The 15,616-nt window shown below is 63.7% G+C and carries 20 protein-coding genes and 1 pseudogene; 9 read left to right on the top strand and 12 right to left on the bottom strand.

Annotation, left to right across the window (positions count from 1 at the left end; genetic code table 11):
* Positions 1 to 130: 130 nt before the first annotated feature.
* The 5 genes from AC1DDH_RS01940 to AC1DDH_RS01960 all read right to left on the bottom strand — a co-directional run bounded on the left by AC1DDH_RS01940 (position 131) and on the right by AC1DDH_RS01960 (position 4,171).
* A complete protein-coding gene (locus tag AC1DDH_RS01940; protein ID WP_476954732.1) occupies positions 131 to 1,306 on the bottom strand; it encodes a PRC and DUF2382 domain-containing protein in 1,176 nt (391 codons plus the stop codon).
* A gap of 604 nt (positions 1,307 to 1,910) precedes the next feature.
* On the bottom strand, positions 1,911 to 2,258 hold the full coding sequence (locus AC1DDH_RS01945; protein WP_476849223.1) for a hypothetical protein: 348 nt from the start codon (positions 2,256 to 2,258) through the stop codon (positions 1,911 to 1,913).
* Positions 2,259 to 2,419: 161 nt separating this feature from the next.
* Entirely contained in the window at positions 2,420 to 2,866 is a 447-nt protein-coding gene (locus AC1DDH_RS01950) for an Hsp20/alpha crystallin family protein (RefSeq protein ID WP_476849222.1), read from the bottom strand.
* A 332-nt stretch (positions 2,867 to 3,198) separates the two neighbouring features.
* Positions 3,199 to 3,465, bottom strand: coding sequence for a GlsB/YeaQ/YmgE family stress response membrane protein (locus AC1DDH_RS01955; protein WP_028276267.1), 267 nt, complete (start codon positions 3,463 to 3,465; stop codon positions 3,199 to 3,201).
* Between the two features lie 202 nt (positions 3,466 to 3,667).
* Positions 3,668 to 4,171, bottom strand: coding sequence for a MarR family winged helix-turn-helix transcriptional regulator (locus AC1DDH_RS01960; RefSeq protein ID WP_476954733.1), 504 nt, complete (start codon positions 4,169 to 4,171; stop codon positions 3,668 to 3,670).
* Between the two features lie 316 nt (positions 4,172 to 4,487).
* Here AC1DDH_RS01960 and AC1DDH_RS01965 point away from each other — a divergent pair, with 316 nt between their 5' ends.
* The 4 genes from AC1DDH_RS01965 (at position 4,488) to AC1DDH_RS01980 (ending at position 7,605) form a co-directional block, all read left to right on the top strand.
* Positions 4,488 to 5,327 (top strand): hypothetical protein, encoded by an 840-nt coding sequence (locus tag AC1DDH_RS01965; protein ID WP_476855807.1) that lies wholly within the window; start codon positions 4,488 to 4,490, stop codon positions 5,325 to 5,327.
* Between the two features lie 8 nt (positions 5,328 to 5,335).
* Positions 5,336 to 5,737, top strand: coding sequence for a phage holin family protein (locus AC1DDH_RS01970; RefSeq protein ID WP_476954734.1), 402 nt, complete (start codon positions 5,336 to 5,338; stop codon positions 5,735 to 5,737).
* Positions 5,738 to 5,755: 18 nt separating this feature from the next.
* A complete protein-coding gene (locus AC1DDH_RS01975; RefSeq protein ID WP_476954735.1) occupies positions 5,756 to 6,364 on the top strand; it encodes a DUF3618 domain-containing protein in 609 nt (202 codons plus the stop codon).
* An 83-nt stretch (positions 6,365 to 6,447) separates the two neighbouring features.
* Entirely contained in the window at positions 6,448 to 7,605 is a 1,158-nt protein-coding gene (locus AC1DDH_RS01980; protein WP_476855809.1) for a YihY/virulence factor BrkB family protein, read from the top strand.
* Between the two features lie 12 nt (positions 7,606 to 7,617).
* On the opposite strand, the gene AC1DDH_RS01985 is transcribed toward AC1DDH_RS01980, so the two are convergent.
* The 5 genes and pseudogenes from AC1DDH_RS01985 to AC1DDH_RS02005 all read right to left on the bottom strand — a co-directional run bounded on the left by AC1DDH_RS01985 (position 7,618) and on the right by AC1DDH_RS02005 (position 10,150).
* A complete protein-coding gene (locus tag AC1DDH_RS01985; RefSeq protein WP_476954758.1) occupies positions 7,618 to 7,995 on the bottom strand; it encodes a hypothetical protein in 378 nt (125 codons plus the stop codon).
* A 9-nt stretch (positions 7,996 to 8,004) separates the two neighbouring features.
* A pseudogene (locus AC1DDH_RS01990) lies at positions 8,005 to 8,249 on the bottom strand (maltokinase N-terminal cap-like domain-containing protein); the annotation flags it as partial.
* 215 nt (positions 8,250 to 8,464) lie between these two features.
* On the bottom strand, positions 8,465 to 8,812 hold the full coding sequence (locus AC1DDH_RS01995) for a DUF6510 family protein (RefSeq protein ID WP_476849216.1): 348 nt from the start codon (positions 8,810 to 8,812) through the stop codon (positions 8,465 to 8,467).
* The gene (locus AC1DDH_RS02000) at positions 8,809 to 9,546 is read right to left on the bottom strand and encodes an FAD-binding oxidoreductase (RefSeq protein WP_476849215.1); all 738 of its coding nucleotides are present in this window, start codon (positions 9,544 to 9,546) and stop codon (positions 8,809 to 8,811) included. Before AC1DDH_RS02000 ends, AC1DDH_RS01995 begins: the two co-directional genes overlap by 4 nt.
* Before the next feature lie 10 nt (positions 9,547 to 9,556).
* Positions 9,557 to 10,150 carry a sulfite oxidase-like oxidoreductase gene (locus tag AC1DDH_RS02005; RefSeq protein ID WP_476849338.1) on the bottom strand — a complete coding sequence of 198 codons (594 nt, stop codon included), beginning with the start codon at positions 10,148 to 10,150 and terminating at the stop codon, positions 9,557 to 9,559.
* 221 nt (positions 10,151 to 10,371) lie between these two features.
* Between AC1DDH_RS02005 and AC1DDH_RS02010 the strand changes: the two genes are divergently transcribed.
* From AC1DDH_RS02010 to AC1DDH_RS02030, 5 genes are all read left to right on the top strand, one after another.
* Positions 10,372 to 11,808: an MFS transporter gene (locus AC1DDH_RS02010; protein WP_476858486.1), complete on the top strand. Its 1,437-nt coding sequence runs from the start codon at positions 10,372 to 10,374 to the stop codon at positions 11,806 to 11,808.
* Between the two features lie 125 nt (positions 11,809 to 11,933).
* Positions 11,934 to 12,494 (top strand): Chromate resistance protein ChrB, encoded by a 561-nt coding sequence (locus tag AC1DDH_RS02015; RefSeq protein WP_476954736.1) that lies wholly within the window; start codon positions 11,934 to 11,936, stop codon positions 12,492 to 12,494.
* Positions 12,495 to 12,499: 5 nt separating this feature from the next.
* Positions 12,500 to 12,964, top strand: a complete 465-nt coding sequence (locus AC1DDH_RS02020) for a DUF1232 domain-containing protein (protein WP_230009189.1) — start codon at positions 12,500 to 12,502, stop codon at positions 12,962 to 12,964.
* Positions 12,965 to 12,983: 19 nt separating this feature from the next.
* Positions 12,984 to 13,559 carry a cation efflux transmembrane domain-containing protein gene (locus AC1DDH_RS02025; protein ID WP_476954737.1) on the top strand — a complete coding sequence of 192 codons (576 nt, stop codon included), beginning with the start codon at positions 12,984 to 12,986 and terminating at the stop codon, positions 13,557 to 13,559.
* Positions 13,560 to 13,599: 40 nt separating this feature from the next.
* Positions 13,600 to 13,752, top strand: a complete 153-nt coding sequence (locus tag AC1DDH_RS02030) for an LPXTG cell wall anchor domain-containing protein (protein ID WP_028276278.1) — start codon at positions 13,600 to 13,602, stop codon at positions 13,750 to 13,752.
* A gap of 170 nt (positions 13,753 to 13,922) precedes the next feature.
* On the opposite strand, the gene AC1DDH_RS02035 is transcribed toward AC1DDH_RS02030, so the two are convergent.
* Both AC1DDH_RS02035 and AC1DDH_RS02040 read right to left on the bottom strand, forming a co-directional pair.
* Positions 13,923 to 14,558, bottom strand: coding sequence for a LysE family translocator (locus AC1DDH_RS02035; protein WP_476849211.1), 636 nt, complete (start codon positions 14,556 to 14,558; stop codon positions 13,923 to 13,925).
* Positions 14,559 to 14,725: 167 nt separating this feature from the next.
* Positions 14,726 to 15,544 (bottom strand): alpha/beta fold hydrolase, encoded by an 819-nt coding sequence (locus AC1DDH_RS02040; RefSeq protein ID WP_230011720.1) that lies wholly within the window; start codon positions 15,542 to 15,544, stop codon positions 14,726 to 14,728.
* Positions 15,545 to 15,616 lie beyond the last annotated feature (72 nt).

Below are 15,616 nucleotides of genomic sequence, written 5' to 3' on the forward strand. Positions count from 1 at the left end.
CCAGTTAATCCAACCGGCCGAGGGGTGTGGCCGGGGGGCCACCAATCGCTCGCACCCCCGTTCCGACAACAAAATGCCCGGGGCTATGGGTCGCAGCCCTTGCCCCGGGCATCTAAAACAATCCGCATGTTCAGCCGCGGCTGGCGTCGGTTCCCTCGGAGCCCTCTGATCCCTCGCTGTCCTCGCCGTCAAAGTGTTCCTTGTGGACCTTCTCACGGATGGTGACTTCATCTGCGACCGTTTCAGTAACGATGCGGACCCGTTCAACCGGGACGGTCTCCTTGGTCACTATGACTCGCTCTTCGTGAAGGATTACCTCGTCGTCGCTGGCCGGACGGTTCGAGACCTCGTCGCGGTCTTCCTCGGCAATCGGTTCCCGCTCGATACGAACCTCTTCGCGCTGCACTGGCACCGTCCTGGTGACGGTTTCCGTCGTGACGTATTTGCGCAGGCGCCCCCGGCCCGTGGCGTCGCGGGTTTCGGCGCGGTCCTTATCGGTGTCCTGTGGTGTGGCTGGGGTAGGGGCGGTGTCGGTGGCCGGCGTGGTGGTGCCGTATCCGGCTGTGCCGGCGGCGTCGCGGGTTTCGGCGCGGTCGGTTTCGGGGGTTTCCTGCCGTGTCGTGGGTGGCGTTGCGGCGTCGGTGGTGGGTGACGCTGTGCCGTATCCCGCTGGGCTGGTGGCGTCGCGGGTTTGGGCGCGGTCGGTTCCGGTGGTGTCCTGTCGTGTCGTCGGTGGTGTTGCGGCGTCGGTGGTGGTTGACGCTGTGCCGTATCCCCCTGTGCCGGTGGCGTCGCGGGTTTGGGCGCGGTCGGTTTCGGGGGTGTCCTGCCGTGTCGTGGGTGGCGTTGCGGCGTCGGTGGTGGGTGTCGTTGTGCCGTATCCCGCTGGGCTGGTGGCGTCGCGGGTCTCGGCGCGGTCCGTTCTGGAGGCGTCCTGTCGTGTGGCGGATGCTTCGTCAGCTGTATCCGCGTCGGTGTAGGCGCGTCCGCTGTCCATCCGGTAATGCTGGTAGAGCCGGTCTTCCTCGGCAGGCTCCAGAGGCCGATCGGCGTCGATCCTTGGCGCGTCCTTGACCTGATTTTTGTTGTACGGGACGACGATGTCATTGCCCTCCAGCCGAGCACCCTCGAGGGGAACAAATGATTCGGACATCCCGAACAGGCCCGTACGGACGGTTACCCAGCTGGGCTGGCCGGCTTCGTTGTCTACGAACACCTGGCCGATGGAGCCGATCTTTTCTCCGTCTCCCGACAGGACATTTGCGCCTTGGCTGAGCAGACGGTCAATTTGTTCGGTGGTGAGCATGACGTCTCCTTGGATCTCTTAGGTTGAAATAGTGGGTCCGATCGGGAGCCCTTGATGGGTCGCCCGACCGGTACCGGACAGGTCGCTTTGGTGCTGTCCGGTGCTTGGGAAGCGTACGCGGCAATGCGAACCACGGGAGGGGGCGATGATTAGTCGGCAGTGCGCTCAGCTGAGGTTTTCCGAGGCCGACCCGCAGTTCTGGCAAGGTTGGGGTCCTGCGCGAGACCTTCGCGAGCGGGGGCCTGAAGTCGAAAGGGAGCGCAGACTGGGGATGAACGTTGTCGCCACCGCCAGTCCGGCTTGGAGCCGGTGGGAAATGTCCAATGGAATGCGCCGCCATTCGATGAGGAGGCTGGGACCGGTCCCGTTGCGCAGGGAGTTCTCCTGCGCCGTTTTTCGTGTTATATCACGAGCCCGGTTAGATTAGGAAGCCCCCTTATGAATAGGTGAGCTCCCGGTGGTTGGGCTCCGCCGGAGGGCGCGTGGGGAAGCCCGGGCGCCCAAGAGACGGCCCGGTGAGGACACCCGCGGCGGGCATTCCGGGCCGTACAGGTGGGGTCCTTGCGCGAGGCGATGGCGGAGAGAGAATTGTGCTGGACCAGGTCTAGTCTTGGTCCAGTTCGTCGAGCAGAGACTTCGCTGCGGCGGCGACGTCATCGTAGTTATTCTGGGCGGCCCGGCTCTGGATGGCGAGAATCGCGCAGCGATGCAGCCGGCGGAAATCACCGAAGGGAAAGCTGTAGCGCCCCTTCGTGTCGTGCGTCTTCTCGGCGTCTTCGCCCAGATGCCACGTGCCGTACTCCTTGTACCCGTGCTTGTCGATGAATGCATTTTCTGTCTCAGCGTCGGGCGCGTGCTCGCTCCAATCGTCACGGGTATCCCGGGCAAACCTCGAGTCCTTGATGAGCTGCCGAGCATGACGCAGCGCCGCGTCGTTGATCTTGATAGTCATGAGATGGTTTCCGCTCTGTGGCAATTTTCGGAGGCGGGGGCTGCGGAGGCCGCGGCGAGGCTGGGCACCGGTGAACCAATACCGATGGCCCCCTTCGCCCTGCCAGAAGGCACCCGCGGTCGCTGGTGGGTGCCGGGCGAGTCGAGTGCCGGAAATGCCGTTCAAGTCACGAAGTTCTCTGGTGCTTCCGGTGACTGGTTTCCACCGCGGGAGACGTGGACTTTCGTGGCGGACGGTCCGGACTGCTCCGGGATTTGGGCGCGGATTTCCAAGACACCGTCGATGTAGCTGGCCTCGACGGTGTCAGGGTCCGCGCCGCGGGGCAGCGGGACGCTTCGCGAATATTCGCCGTACCGCACTTCGCTTCGGTAACCCGGTTGATCCTTGTGCGCGGGTTCCGTGCGCCGGGCAGCGATATTCAAGTTGCCCTCGGTGACGGTGATATCGATGTCCTTGTCCGGGTCGATGCCGGGGATATCGGTTCTGACCACCAAGGTGTTTCCGTCCCGGTATTCCTCGACCCTGAGCCAGGTGTCCGTCTCGCCTTGCAGGAAGCGCCGGACTGGTTCGGGCACGTCGATGCCCGTGCGGCGGAATAGGTTGTCCATGTCTATCTCCTTGCTGTTTAGCATCTCTGGTCGCATGGTGGCGGATGCGCGCGGAGCAATGACTTCTGCCGCTTTGGCGACTACCACTAACGACTGCGACGCCGGAACCGGCCGCCGGAGCTGCGCCCGGAGGCTTTCAATGCTTGTTCTCGACGAGGCGCTGCGGGCGGGCGCCCGGCATGAGGTCAACCGTCATGCCGTTGGACTCGGCGGCGCGGGCCGAGAAACGCCGGGTGGTTCCTCCCGGGGTGTTTCAGCAGCGGCCCGCAGCCGTCTAGCAGAAGTCGCAGGGCGTCCTCAGTGGCAGCCCTGCATCCGGAGGATCGAGGCTGCTACGCCCTGGTCCTCCGACCGGCAAGAGCCCCATAGATCAGGAGCACAATAACGGCCCCGAGGATGGAGAGGAGCCAGGTCCGCAGGTCAAAGAAGTCAGCGAGCCCTCCGCCGAAGATCAACGAGCCGATCCAACCTCCGAGGATTGCGCCCACGACGCCAACAACGAGTGTGATCAGCCAGCCGCCTCCTTGACGGCCGGGAAGGACCGCCTTGGCGATAGCTCCAGCGATAAGGCCGAGAATGAGAAAAGCGAGAATTCCCATCTTTGTACTTCCTTTCGGTAGACCGGTCGTGGAATGCGGCCGTAACGGCGATTTAATCAGCATGCATAGTAACGCGCAATACCCGGCTCATGGGCCTTCAGTCTTGCGCGCCCCTTGCCGGTCCGAACTGCAATGGAAGCGGCGACTGGCCGTGGGCGCCGGGCGGGGGAGGCCCAGAGGCACCCAGCCGCGGGCGGCTAGTTCATTGGCGCCGGAGGCCGTCTTGGGCAGGGGAGGGCACGTGGAGCCTGGAGTTCCCGGTCGTGGAGCCTTGGGTGCCGGGCCGTGGAGCCTGGAAGAAATCCACAAACCGGGCGAGTTGCTCAGACAGGGCCTCCCACCCGTCGAAGTCGGCAGGAACGGCTGCGCGCTCAGCCTGGGAGGCTGCTTGCAGTGCGGCTGTGCCGGCGTCGGTAATCTCGACCTGAAATTGGCGCCGATCGTCCGGGTTGCGCGTCCTGGTGACCAGACCCGCGTCCTCGAGCCGGGCAAGGACGCGGCCGAGCGTTTGGCTTTGGACATGAACTCTTGCGGCGAGCTGTTCCTGGTACATGGGGCGGGGAGCCACGGCTTCCAGTGCGATGACGGCGGCACGCGTMAATCCCAGTGGCGCCAGGGCATCGTCGTGGAGGCGTTGCACTAAACGGGCCGCTGCGGTTAGAAGCCGGTAAACGTCCCGGGCGTGGGGCTCGCGGGCGAGGATCACGACGACGACCTTCCTGATTGGGTGGCAACGAAAGTCACGCTACCTGCGACGGCGGCACAAAGCGCCGACGCTGGACCCCCACCATATGCATGCCGGACTCCTTTTTGGCAAGTATGCTTACTATTTTTCACGCGCGGCTTGCAGTGCGCGCCGCGCGTCACCAGACGGGCGGGAGGCGGCCCGTCCGATTTTCGATCGAGGCCTTGCGCGACATATAGCAAGTGTGCTTAGTATTTAGTTAGTAACCGTGCTTACTAATTTCATCCGGTAGCGCTAGTCACGATCCCAAGCGGACCATTCCTGAAAGAGAGCAACGATGACACAGAACCCATGGGCCCAGGCAGCACCCGAGGCTTCCCCGGACCGGTACGCCGGCGTTGGAGTTGTGCCCCCACAAGGCACGGGACGCGCTGACTCCAAACAGGAAGCGGCCAAGGACGAAGCTGCGGACGTAACGCGGCACGCGGCAGATGCTGCCCAGAACGTCGCCGAGACGGCTAAGACGGAAGCAGTCAACGTTGCCGCCGAGGTCAAGACCAATGCCCGGGACCTGCTTCACCAGGCCAAGTCCGATCTCACCGAGCAGGCAGGAACCCAGCAGCAGAAGGTCGCCGAAGGTCTGCGGTCCGTCGCCGGCGAACTGCATTCCATGGCTGCCGCCTCCGACCAGCCCGGCGTGGCCACCGACCTTGTCCGCCAAGCTGCCGAGCGGTCCTCCGCTGTTGCGTCCTGGCTCGATGGCCGGGATCCGGGTTCGCTGCTGACCGAGGTTAAGTCCTTTGCCCGCCAGCGCCCGGGAACCTTCCTCCTGCTCGCGGCCGGAGCCGGTGTTCTGGCCGGGCGTCTCAGCCGCAGCTTGAGCGCCGGCGCCCCCGAAGCGACGGGCGCTACCGCTACGGGCACGTCCACTGGCGGCCGGATCCCCGATACCGGGGTAGCGGTTCCGCCGCCGCCGGTACAGATGCCCGCTCCGCAAACCACGACGGCGGGCCTAGCCGACACCTACCCGCCGAATCCGCTGGACTCCGATTTGGGAACCCCGGATCCGCTCCGCGACGCCGGGCAGGGCCGCCGGTCCTCAGAGTCCGTGGCCGGTGAGCCATTGCAGCAGGCTGATCCGCTGCGCGATGACCCCTTTGACGGTGGCCGTCGATGAGCAGCGAAATGCCTCCCACAGCCGCGCAGGCGAAGGCTGAATCGACTTCCCTGGGTGACCTCCTCGGTGAGGTCACACGGGACATGTCCACCCTGATGCGACAGGAAGTGGAACTGGCCAAGGTCGAACTTAAGCAGTCCGCCACCCGGGCAGGCAAAGGCACCGGCATGCTGGCCGGCGCCGGCGTCGCTGGCCATTTCGTGCTCCTGTTCCTGTCTTTGGCGCTCTGGTGGGCGCTGGGGATCGTGATGGGACTGGGCTGGTCCGGCGTTGTTGTCGCCGTCATCTGGGCAGGTGTAGCCGCCGTTCTGGCAGCCATGGGCCGCAAGGAACTGAACGCGATCAAGGGCATGCCGAGGACGGCTGAAACCCTCCAGGAAATCCCGCCCACCCTAAAACCCAACTCCTAGATTCAGCGAGGAAACACGATGAGTGAAAACCCGGATGTCATCCGAGCAGATATTGAAGCAACCCGTGCCCGCCTGGGCACAAACGTGGACGCCGTCGCTGACAAAGTCACGCCGTCGCATATCGTCCAGCGGCAGACGGACAGAGTCAAAGAGAACGTCAAAGACGCCGTCTTCGGAGTGAAGGATAAAGTCATGGGAGCCGCAGACCACACCGCCGACCACGTCCACTCCACCACCGGAAGCGTCGGCTCGCATGTGAGCGACGCGGGCTCCGCAGTTGCGGGCGCGCCGGGCCAGCTGAAGAACAGGACACAGGGGAACCCACTGGCTGCCGGGCTGATCGCCTTTGGTGCCGGCCTGCTCGTTTCCTCCCTGATCCCGGCCAGCCAGAAGGAGCGTGAAGCCGCTGATGCCCTCAAATCGGCGGCCGAGCCACTCACCACGGAACTGACGGACGCCGCCAAGCAAGTAGCCGAAGGCCTCAAGGCGCCCGCCCAGGAAGCCATGGAGAACGTCAAGGCCACTGCCGCGGACGCAACCGATCACCTCAAGGCAGACGGGCAGGCCGCTGTGGGGGACGTCATGGATCGGACTGCCGAAGCCAAGGACAACGTTCAGCAGGCCTGAGGCCGCGTCTGAATAAGGCCGGCTGCCCTCGCTGATGCGCTGGGCGGCCGGCCATTTCCCTTAACCCCACGAAGGAATTTCCAATGGCCAAGAACCCAACCAAGGCAGAAAATGAATCCATGACCGACGCCGAAACGGACGAGAGCAGTACCGCCAAGGCCCGGACGGCACCTGCCCCGGACGACTCCCGTAAACCGGACAGCCCGGCCGACGTCACTAAGCCCTCGTGGAAGTACATCGTCAAGAAGACCCTGCGTGAGTTCACCAAGGACCAGTGCCCGGATCTCGCCGCAGCCCTGACCTACTATTCGGTCCTCTCAATTTTCCCGGCGCTGTTGGCCCTCGTGTCTTTGCTGGGCATCTTCGGGCAGGCAGAGAAGACCACGTCCGCGCTTCTGGAGATCGTCCAGGGTTTCGCGCCTGGTGACACTGTGCAGGCGATCAAACAACCAGTCGAGCAGCTCAGCAGTTCCTCCGCTGCCGGACTCACCCTGGTACTCGGCATCCTCACCGCCCTCTGGTCCGCCTCCGGTTACGTCGGCGCGTTTGGCCGGGCCATGAACCGGATCTACGAAATTGACGAGGGCCGGCCGTTCATCAAGCTTCGGGGCACGATGCTCGCGGTCACCATTGCCACCGTGCTGATCGTTCTTGTGCTTTCGGCCATGCTGGTGCTGAGCGGGCCGGTGGCCGAGGCCGTCGGCAACGCTATCGGCTTGGGCGGGGCCGTCCTGACGGCGTGGAACATTCTCAAGTGGCCGGTGATTCTGTTGCTCGTGATTCTGGCGATCGCCATCCTCTACTACGCTACGCCGAACGTAAAGCAGCCCAAGTTCCGCTGGATGAGCCTGGGTTCCGCTATCGCCTTGGTCATCTTCCTGCTGGCGTCCCTGGCCTTCGCTTTCTATGTGGCCAACTTCAATAGCTACGAGAAGACCTATGGTGCGATCGGCGGCGTCATTATCTCGCTGCTGTGGCTCTGGATCCTGAACATGTCGTTGCTGTTCGGTGCCGAGTTCGACGCCGAGATGGAGCGTGGACGCCAACTCCAGGCCGGCATTGAGGCCGAAGAGACCATCCAATTGCCGCCACGGGACACGAAACAGAGCGATAAGCTCCAGGCCCGCGAAGAAGAGGACATTCGCCGCGGGCGCGAGCTGCGGGAACGGCACGGGATGCAGCCTGAACGGCAGGAAGGCGATACCCAATCCCGGGACACGGACGGAGTGGGGCGCCCCTAACCCGCGGAAATGTCAGGCACCACTGACGGCGGCGAGTTTGACGTTGTCCTTCTGACCTTCCCAGGTGCCGGTCAGCGCGAGCGGGCCGACCGGTTGCTCATCCAGGTCCAGCCGCCGGATAACAAGCAAGTGAAGGTCAGCAGTCTCGATGGCGGTGCCGGCGTCGGTGGCGCGCGGTGCCGCTGAAGAGACGTCAGGGACTGCCTCGAGTTTCGGTCCGGTGCTTCGCACGAAGACCGTCTGGGCCAGAAGTTCCAGATTTTCCCCCTTTTGGAGGTATTGCTCTGCCTGCGGCCGGCCCAGCATGATGCTCGCCGCCAGCGCTGCCACGTAGATTGGATCGGCGCAGGCATCGTAAACCCACCTCGGGCCGAGAACCGAGTGCTGCATGGTTCCGACCAACCAGGATTCCGCTCCGGCCAAGGGCTGGGCCCTGTACGTGAGTGGGACTTGAAAGTGGAGTTGCCCACCGACACGATGATGGTTTCTATGCCGACCTCGCCGGCGGGGTCGTCGAACCGGTAGGAGCCTACTTTGTGCAGCGCTGCCGTGCCGGGTTGCGTGAACCACGGCTGGCGGGGCAGCCACTGTGCGAGAAGTTCAAGTTTCGTCGGCTGCAGTTCTGCCTGGTGGATGATCGCCATGACTGCAAGCCTAACCGTGCACTGGCGACACGTTGATCAAATAACTAGAGGAAAGGTACTGACCACTGGTTGGCGATCGCCCGGCCGAGTGTCGTTGTTCCAGATCCACTGGCTCCCATGATGAAGGGTTGAGAGTGTTCAGCATCGTCGCAGGCTACCCCTTCACGCCCCCTGCGGTCTTGAGCACGCCGGGGTGCGGATAGCAGAGCAGCGCGTTAGGTCTCCCGGTCGATCTGGAGGTAGCTGAGTCCGCTGACATCGAGCCAGAATTTAGTCGGAGTCTCTACGAGACGCAGCAGGACGCCCCCGCAGGAACTGCAGCGCACAACCATTCCCGGGGCATCGGCATAGACCGCTGCTTCCCCGAAGACCCTGACAGCGCCACAATTCTTGCACCGACCGATCGCTGCAATGATGTCGATGCGGAACAGTTCCCACAAGGGTCCCGCTGCCGCGTTCCCGTCAAGATGAGGTATCGGATTGCCGCCGGTCCCGGCGATGTCCTGGTCCTCGAGGCGCGGGTCCTCAGCACCAGGGGAAGCGGAGCCGTTGTTGCCAGTCACCGTATTCCTCCCGTTCCGCCAAAGCGTTCGGTCTTGATCGAGGCGGCCGGATAGCCCGCCTGCACCATCCACTCTGTGACCGTTTCGACAAACATCGTCTGACCGCAGATGAAGATGTCGGGTGCCATGTCCGCCGGCAGGATGCTTGCCAACAGTGTTTCAGCGGTGAGTCGCTGCGGGACCATTGGCCAGCCCTCCGGGACTTTGCGTGTATAGACATAGTCGACCGTCAGCTTGGGAGATCCCTGGTTCAAGGTGAGCAGCTCCTCCCGATAGAACCCTGCCTCGGGCGATTTCAGCGAGTACAGCAACCGGAACTGTGAAGGATTCCCGGATGCCTCGTGGGCGCGGATCATGGACATGAGCGGGACAATGCCGGATCCCCCGGCGATCAGCTGAACCGGGTTGGGGTCGGTCGGAAGCCAGACGAACCAGCCGCCGACGGGCCCCCGGATCTCCAACTGGTCCCCGACCATCAGGTCTCTGACCAGGTAGGGGGAGACCTCCCCGTTGGCCAGTTCGTCGACCGTGATCTCCAGGAGTTCGTCCATGCCGGCTGTGGCCACTGAGTAGGACCGCACTGCCGTGTATCCGTCGTCCGCCGTGAGCCGGATATCGATGTGCTGGCCGGGAAGGTTGCCGTTCAGCCCGTCCACGCGCAGGCCGATGGTTCTGGAGGATTCCGTTTCTGGAACGCCACGAATCACCTCGGCGACGCGCCACAGGGTGCTCATCTGTCCTGCCTCATGAGTAACGCTCCTCGCGCCACGGGTCGCCATAGATGTGGTACCCGTTCGATTCCCAGAAGCCGGGAACATCGTGCGGCATCAGCTCGATGCCATTGATCCACTTCGCACTCTTCCAAAAGTAAAGATGGGGTATCAGCAGGCGGGCAGGGCCACCGTGGGCCCGTTCCAATGGCTCACCGTCGAATTGCCAGGCCACCCATGCCTGGCCGTCCAGCAGGTCCTGCAACGGGACATTGGTCGAATAGCCGCCGTAGGAGTGAGCGGTAGTGAACTCGGACGTTGTTTCCACATCCGCGAACAAGGTGTCCAGGGACACCCCGCGCCACGAGGTGCCTAGCTTGGACCAGCTGGTCACGCAATGAATATCGGTCCGGATATCAATCTGCGGTAGCGCCAAGAGCTCGTCCCAGGACCAGGCGCGGCGCTGCCCAGTCTCCGTTGTAATAAAGAATTCCCAGTCAGCCCGGGCGATATAAGGTGCAGGGCCCGCCGTCAGTACGGGAAAGCTTGGCGTCTCGTATTGGCCGGGTGGTAAGGCTGGATTGCCGGTGCGCCGTTTTCCATGAAAACCAGACGAGATGATTCCCATCATGTACCTCCGATGCGGAGCTCCGCCGGTCGAATGTAATCGGTGCCCCAACGATAGGGCAACGGCGGGACAGAGACCAGACATAAAAATATACTCCGGTGCCGCCAGGATACGCCGAGTACGTAAACGCAGCCGACGGCGTCGTCTGTCGCCAGAGCGACGGGCTGAACGTCCTTCCATAGGTGAGTCCGGCAACCGCCGGGGCGGGTGTAGCTTGAAGGATGAGTTCCCTACCGTCGGCGCGTACGCAGAGGCTCGTGCTGTGGATCGCGATTCTCGCTTCCTTTGTGTCGTTTCTCGACGGCAGCGTCATCAATGTAGCGCTGCCGGCCATTTCCCGTGAACTGGGCGGCGGACTGACAACGCAGCAATGGGTTGTCGATGCCTACCTGATCACCCTGGGTTCACTGATCCTTGTCGCCGGTTCGCTCTCTGATTTGCTGGGCCGGGTTGTCGTTCTCCGGGCAGGCCTGATCGGGTTCGGCGCGACATCAGTGATGTGTGCGCTGGCACCGACAGCGGACTGGCTGGTCCTGGCCAGGGCGCTTCAAGGCGTCGCGGGCGCCTTGCTGGTGCCCAGTTCCCTGGCTCTGATCACATCAAACTTCGACGAAGCGCCCCGGGCGAAGGCAATCGGCCAGTGGACTGCCGGTACAACCGTGGCTTTCATCGCGGGACCCCTGCTCGGCGGAGTGCTCGTTGATTCGGTGGGCTGGCGTTGGATCTTCGGAATCAACGTCCTGCCCATTGCCGTGACCTTGTACCTGCTAGCCGTGTTGCGGGTCAAGGATGTTCGCAAGGAGGGCGTGCGGATCGACTACGCGGGTGCCGTGCTCTGTGTGCTCGGGTTGGCGGGGCCGGTCTACGCGTTGATCGAACAGGGCAACTATGGCTGGGGGAGTCCGCTCATTCTGATGCCCCTCGCCCTCGGTATCCTGTGCCTCGCCGGGTTCATTTGGCGGGAAAAGACCGCGAAGTACCCGCTCCTGCCGCTCAGCCTCTTCTCCGTCCGAAACTTTGCCGTAGGCAACGTGGCTACGGCCTTCGTCTACGCCGCGCTGTCGATCGGCGGGTTCATCATCGTGCTTTTCCTGCAGCAGGTTGCCGGGTTTCCGGCGACGTCGGCCGCTCTGGCCTTGCTTCCCGTCAGCCTCGTCAACATCCTCTTGGCGTCATGGTTTGGCTCACTGGCCGGGCGGTTCGGGCCGAGGTGGTTCATGGCCTTCGGACCTGCCCTCGCCGGGGGCGGCTATCTCCTGATGCTCGCGTCGGAAATCCCGGTCGATTACTGGACCCAGCTGATGCCCGGGATCCTCCTGTTCGCAGTCGGGCTCTCGGCGACAGTCGCGCCGCTAACCGCCGCCATTCTCGGTTCGGTGTCGGAACAGCAGGCAGGTATCGGTTCGGCAGTGAATAACGCCGTCAGCAGGGTTGCCGGTCTGGTCGGCATCGCGCTGGTGGGCCTCGTCATGGGCGGCAAACTTGATCTCGACGGATTTCACCGGGTGGTGACCGTGACGGCGGTGTTGCTCATCCTCGGGGGCATCGTTTCCGCCGTCGGTATCCAGAACCCGCCTAAGCGGCCTGCACTTCGGGCCAGGCAGAAAGTCCCATCCCAAGGCACCCGGAGCTACCGTATTTTCAGACCGGGCCGATAGGGCTAAGGGATTCCATCGGACCGACCGAACGTACCGGCCGAGGCCCTCGGGTATCTGTGCCGTCCAGGGCAGTGGGTGATGTAACAGCTGTTACTTACCTTGTTGTAGCAGTATATGATTGTCGCATGGATTGGTTGGTTCTTGTTGTCCGGTTGACTGGTGAGGCCTCACGGACGAGGGTCGGTGTGTGGCGGGAGCTCCGGAGGATCGGTGCTGCGCCAGTGGCCTCAGGGGTGTGGACCGTTCCGGACACGCCGTTCTTCTCGGAAGCCGTGCCGAGGGTCGTGGAGCTGGCCGGCCGCGGAACCGGCAGCGTCCTTGTCCTGCCCACGCCGGGCACCGGCGATGCGGGAGTGGAAGGCCTGCGCTCGGCATTCGAGGAGCTCAGGTTGGATGAGTGGAAGGAATTCACCGGCGATTGCGGGGCGTTCGAGGCCGAAATCGCCAAGGAAACCCGAAGCGGCAAGTTCACTCTGGCGGAGCTGGAAGAGGAAGAGCAGAGCCTGGACCGCTTGCGGCGCTGGTACCGTGATCTGAAAAGCCGTGACGTTCTGGAACTGCCGGAAGCGCAGGCCGCCGACGAGCGGTTGCGCGAGTGCTCCGCTGTATTCGACGAGTACGCCGAGAAGGTCTACGCGACTCTGCATGCCCCGGCCGGCCATGGCCTGCCTGGGGCCGGGGAGTAGGGGCCGTGCAGTGGTGGCAGACGGCGCTGGGTATCCTGGCCGGGCTCGTTGGCGTCTACGCGGTTCTTCTGCTGGGGTTGTGGGTCTATGCGAGGTCCCATCCGGAGACGGTGGGTATGCGGGACGCGTTGCGGCTGCTGCCGGATGTGTTGCGCGTGCTGAGGCGTTTGGCGGCCGACCCGGCGGTATCCCGCGGCGCCCGGATCAAGCTGTTGCTTTTGCTGGGATATCTGCTCTTGCCGCTGGATCTTGTACCGGACTTCCTCCCGCTGATTGGCTATGCCGATGACGTGATCATCATGGCCCTGGTTCTTCGTTCCGTGATCCGCTCCGCGGGTCCGGAGTCTTTGCGGCGGCATTGGCCGGGCACCCCGGCCGGGCTTGCCGTCATCGAACGGCTGGCCGGCCTGCCGGCACCCATCGCCGGAAACGCCGGGGGCGCCGGGAAAGAGAGCACAGATGCTGCCTGAAATTTTGAAGCGCCCTGAGATGGCGCGCTTGAGACGTCGCGGGTTCATCCTTGAGGGCATCACGTTGGGCTGGAACGTCGTCGGAGTGGCAGTTCTTGCCGTCACTTCCATCACGGCCGGATCGGTGGCGCTGGCCGGCTTCGGCCTGGACAGCCTGATCGAGATCGGTGCCAGCACCGTGGTGATCTGGGAACTCTCCGGGACCGGGGAACGGCGTCAACGGTTTGCGTTGAGGCTGATCGCCGGGGCGTTCGTTGCCCTGGCTCTCTATCTGCTCATCCAATCCGGACTTGCCCTGGCGGCCGGGCACCACGCACGGCCGAGCCCCGCCGGAATTATCTGGACGGCTGTCACGGCAGTGGTGATGTTCGCCCTCTCAGCCGGAAAGGCCCGCACGGGCAAGGCGCTGGGCAATCCCCTTCTGATAGCAGAGGGCAAGGTGACGTTTATCGACGGTCTTCTGGCGGCCGCCGTGCTGGCCGGTATCTTGCTGGACACCTTTGCCGGTTGGTGGTGGGCCGACCCCGTGGCCGGTATGGTCATCGTCTACTACGCGGTCCGCGAAGCCGTGGCCATCTTTCGCCACGATCACTGATCGTTCGGAATCAGCCACCTGGGTGGCTTAGGCTTTCCGTATGGGACTAATAATCACACTGCTTATCATTTGGCTTATTCTTTCGATCCTTGGCTTCGCAGTGAAGGGTCTGCTCTGGTTGGCCATCATCGGCCTGGTGCTCCTGGTGGCTACGGCTGTATGGGGCTGGGTGAAGCGCAAGGCCAAGGCCTGATGCAACCCTGATCTTCATTCGGCGGCGGTCGGTCCTCTTCAGGACCGGCCGCCGTTTTCGTGAAATTCGCGGAGTCAATGAGCCAACTCGGGGGTGGCGTCCTCAACAGGAGTGGGTTGGCGTTCTACCGGATAGGGAACTGCACCTGTCCGTCGAGGTCCGGCGCGCCGCTACGAGCTGGTGCTGGATGCCAGTACACCCAGGCCGAGCGCGGCGATGATGCCGCTGCTGCCGCGTTCGAGCCAACTGCTCACCCGGGGGCGCTGCAGCCAGGCCATCGCCTTCGCTGCCGCGACGGCTACAGCCGCCAGGTAGAGGAATCCAATGGCGCTTTCGATGGCACCGAGCACCATGGCTGTATCCAGCGTGTTGCCGCCGTGTGGAATGAACTGCGGCACGACGGCGAGGTAGAACAGGCCGACCTTGGGGTTGAGCAGTGTGGAGAACGCGCCGGCGCCGAAGCCGGTCCTTCGGCTGTAGCTCCGGCGGGGAGCGTGCCCGGCCGCCGGGGATGCAGTTGTGCGGCGCGCCCGGATCAGCGACGAGATTCCCAGATACAGCAAGTACAACCCGCCTGCGATCTTCAGCCAACGGAACACTTCCGCCGAGTCCTCCAGCACGGCGGCGAGCCCCACTCCCACCAGCGCGGCCCAGACCAGGGATGCCAGAGCTGAGCCCAGCGCCGCCGCCAGGCCGGCCCCGGCACTTTGCAGCGAGATCCTCAGCACCAGGAAGGTATCCGGGCCGGGGGTAACGGAAAGCAGCAGGCACAGCCCGGCAAAGGCCAGGAGGGTCACGGCGGTCATGGGCACCATTGTCCTTTCGCTGGCCGCCCGACTGCAATCCGTCGCGATGGTTTGCTGCTTACCGGGCATTGCATGACGCCGGTTGGACGCCGCGGACGCATCGCCTTGCCCTTCTTCGGCGGAGCCATGACACAGGGATTCCGTCCGCATGCGGGCGCCACTGCCCGCTAGCTTTTGTCGTCTGACGCCTCACGCACGCGCATGAGCCAGTCGGCGGCAAGGGCTCGCACGAGGTTGGGTTGCTCATGGATCAAGGCGTGGCCGGCGCGGTCGAGTACGGCCAACGTAGCGCGTGGGTAGTGCAGGATCAGCTCCGACGGTCCTGTGTGCCCGGCGGTGGCATCCTGTCGCCCGGCAACGACCAACACCGGATGAGGATAGGCTTTCGCGGCTTCCGGCCGATCCCGCAACTCCCAGTGCGAAAAGATCCGCATCAGGCTCGACTCGTCAGCCAGGGACGTTGCGGGAGCCACATACTCCTGGAACCGACGCAGCGTTTCAGGCGTCTGCACAACGAAGTAGCTGCGGTAAGTAGCCTCGAGATCCGAGCCGAGTGCACCGGTCAGATCGACCGACGAAACAAGGACCTCGTGCTGAGGCACGTCGCGCGTCTGTTGGCCAACAGGGCAGATTAGCGCCAGCCCGACGGCCTGATCAGGTCGCAGACTCGCAATCGCACGGGCCAGGTAGCCGCCGTAGGACTGACCCACGATAAGAAACGGTTCATCACCAATAGTGCTGGCGATAAGGCCGAGCAGAATGTCCACGACGTCGTCATTGCTCGTGATCGTCTCAGGCGCCGGGGTCCGGCCCATCCCGGGCAGGTCCGGATACAGGCGCCGGTAGCCAGGCACGTCGTCGAAAATCGGTTCAAGGGCACCGGCGATCTCGCGATGATCCACACCGGCGCCGTGCAGAGCGAGAACCGGCGTGCCACTGCCGTACTCGGCGTAATGCACAGAAACTCCGCTAACCGTGGTCTCCATCACGCTATGGTAAAACGCGTTGCGACGATACCCGCCATCATCGACGGCACCTGAGACCGCTCCAGATAAAGC

The sequence above is a fragment of the Arthrobacter sp. 10T425 genome, assembly GCF_056393985.1.

Excerpts from the sequence above, each read along its gene's own strand:
- AC1DDH_RS01965 (WP_476855807.1), top strand. The coding sequence starts at position 4,488 with ATGACACAGAACCCATGGGCCCAGGCAGCACCCGAGGCTTCCCCGGAC.
- AC1DDH_RS01945 (WP_476849223.1), bottom strand. The coding sequence starts at position 2,258 with ATGACTATCAAGATCAACGACGCGGCGCTGCGTCATGCTCGGCAGCTC.
- AC1DDH_RS01975 (WP_476954735.1), top strand. The coding sequence starts at position 5,756 with ATGAGTGAAAACCCGGATGTCATCCGAGCAGATATTGAAGCAACCCGT.
- AC1DDH_RS01980 (WP_476855809.1), top strand. The coding sequence starts at position 6,448 with ATGGCCAAGAACCCAACCAAGGCAGAAAATGAATCCATGACCGACGCC.
- AC1DDH_RS02010 (WP_476858486.1), top strand. The coding sequence starts at position 10,372 with ATGAGTTCCCTACCGTCGGCGCGTACGCAGAGGCTCGTGCTGTGGATC.
- AC1DDH_RS01985 (WP_476954758.1), bottom strand. The coding sequence starts at position 7,995 with ATGCAGCACTCGGTTCTCGGCCCGAGGTGGGTTTACGATGCCTGCGCC.
- AC1DDH_RS01970 (WP_476954734.1), top strand. The coding sequence starts at position 5,336 with ATGCCTCCCACAGCCGCGCAGGCGAAGGCTGAATCGACTTCCCTGGGT.
- AC1DDH_RS01950 (WP_476849222.1), bottom strand. The coding sequence starts at position 2,866 with ATGGACAACCTATTCCGCCGCACGGGCATCGACGTGCCCGAACCAGTC.
- AC1DDH_RS02035 (WP_476849211.1), bottom strand. The coding sequence starts at position 14,558 with ATGACCGCCGTGACCCTCCTGGCCTTTGCCGGGCTGTGCCTGCTGCTT.
- AC1DDH_RS01955 (WP_028276267.1), bottom strand. The coding sequence starts at position 3,465 with ATGGGAATTCTCGCTTTTCTCATTCTCGGCCTTATCGCTGGAGCTATC.
- AC1DDH_RS02000 (WP_476849215.1), bottom strand. The coding sequence starts at position 9,546 with ATGAGCACCCTGTGGCGCGTCGCCGAGGTGATTCGTGGCGTTCCAGAA.
- AC1DDH_RS02005 (WP_476849338.1), bottom strand. The coding sequence starts at position 10,150 with ATGGGAATCATCTCGTCTGGTTTTCATGGAAAACGGCGCACCGGCAAT.
- AC1DDH_RS02040 (WP_230011720.1), bottom strand. The coding sequence starts at position 15,544 with ATGGAGACCACGGTTAGCGGAGTTTCTGTGCATTACGCCGAGTACGGC.
- AC1DDH_RS01940 (WP_476954732.1), bottom strand. The coding sequence starts at position 1,306 with ATGCTCACCACCGAACAAATTGACCGTCTGCTCAGCCAAGGCGCAAAT.
- AC1DDH_RS02030 (WP_028276278.1), top strand. The coding sequence starts at position 13,600 with ATGGGACTAATAATCACACTGCTTATCATTTGGCTTATTCTTTCGATC.
- AC1DDH_RS02015 (WP_476954736.1), top strand. The coding sequence starts at position 11,934 with ATGGATTGGTTGGTTCTTGTTGTCCGGTTGACTGGTGAGGCCTCACGG.
- AC1DDH_RS02025 (WP_476954737.1), top strand. The coding sequence starts at position 12,984 with ATGGCGCGCTTGAGACGTCGCGGGTTCATCCTTGAGGGCATCACGTTG.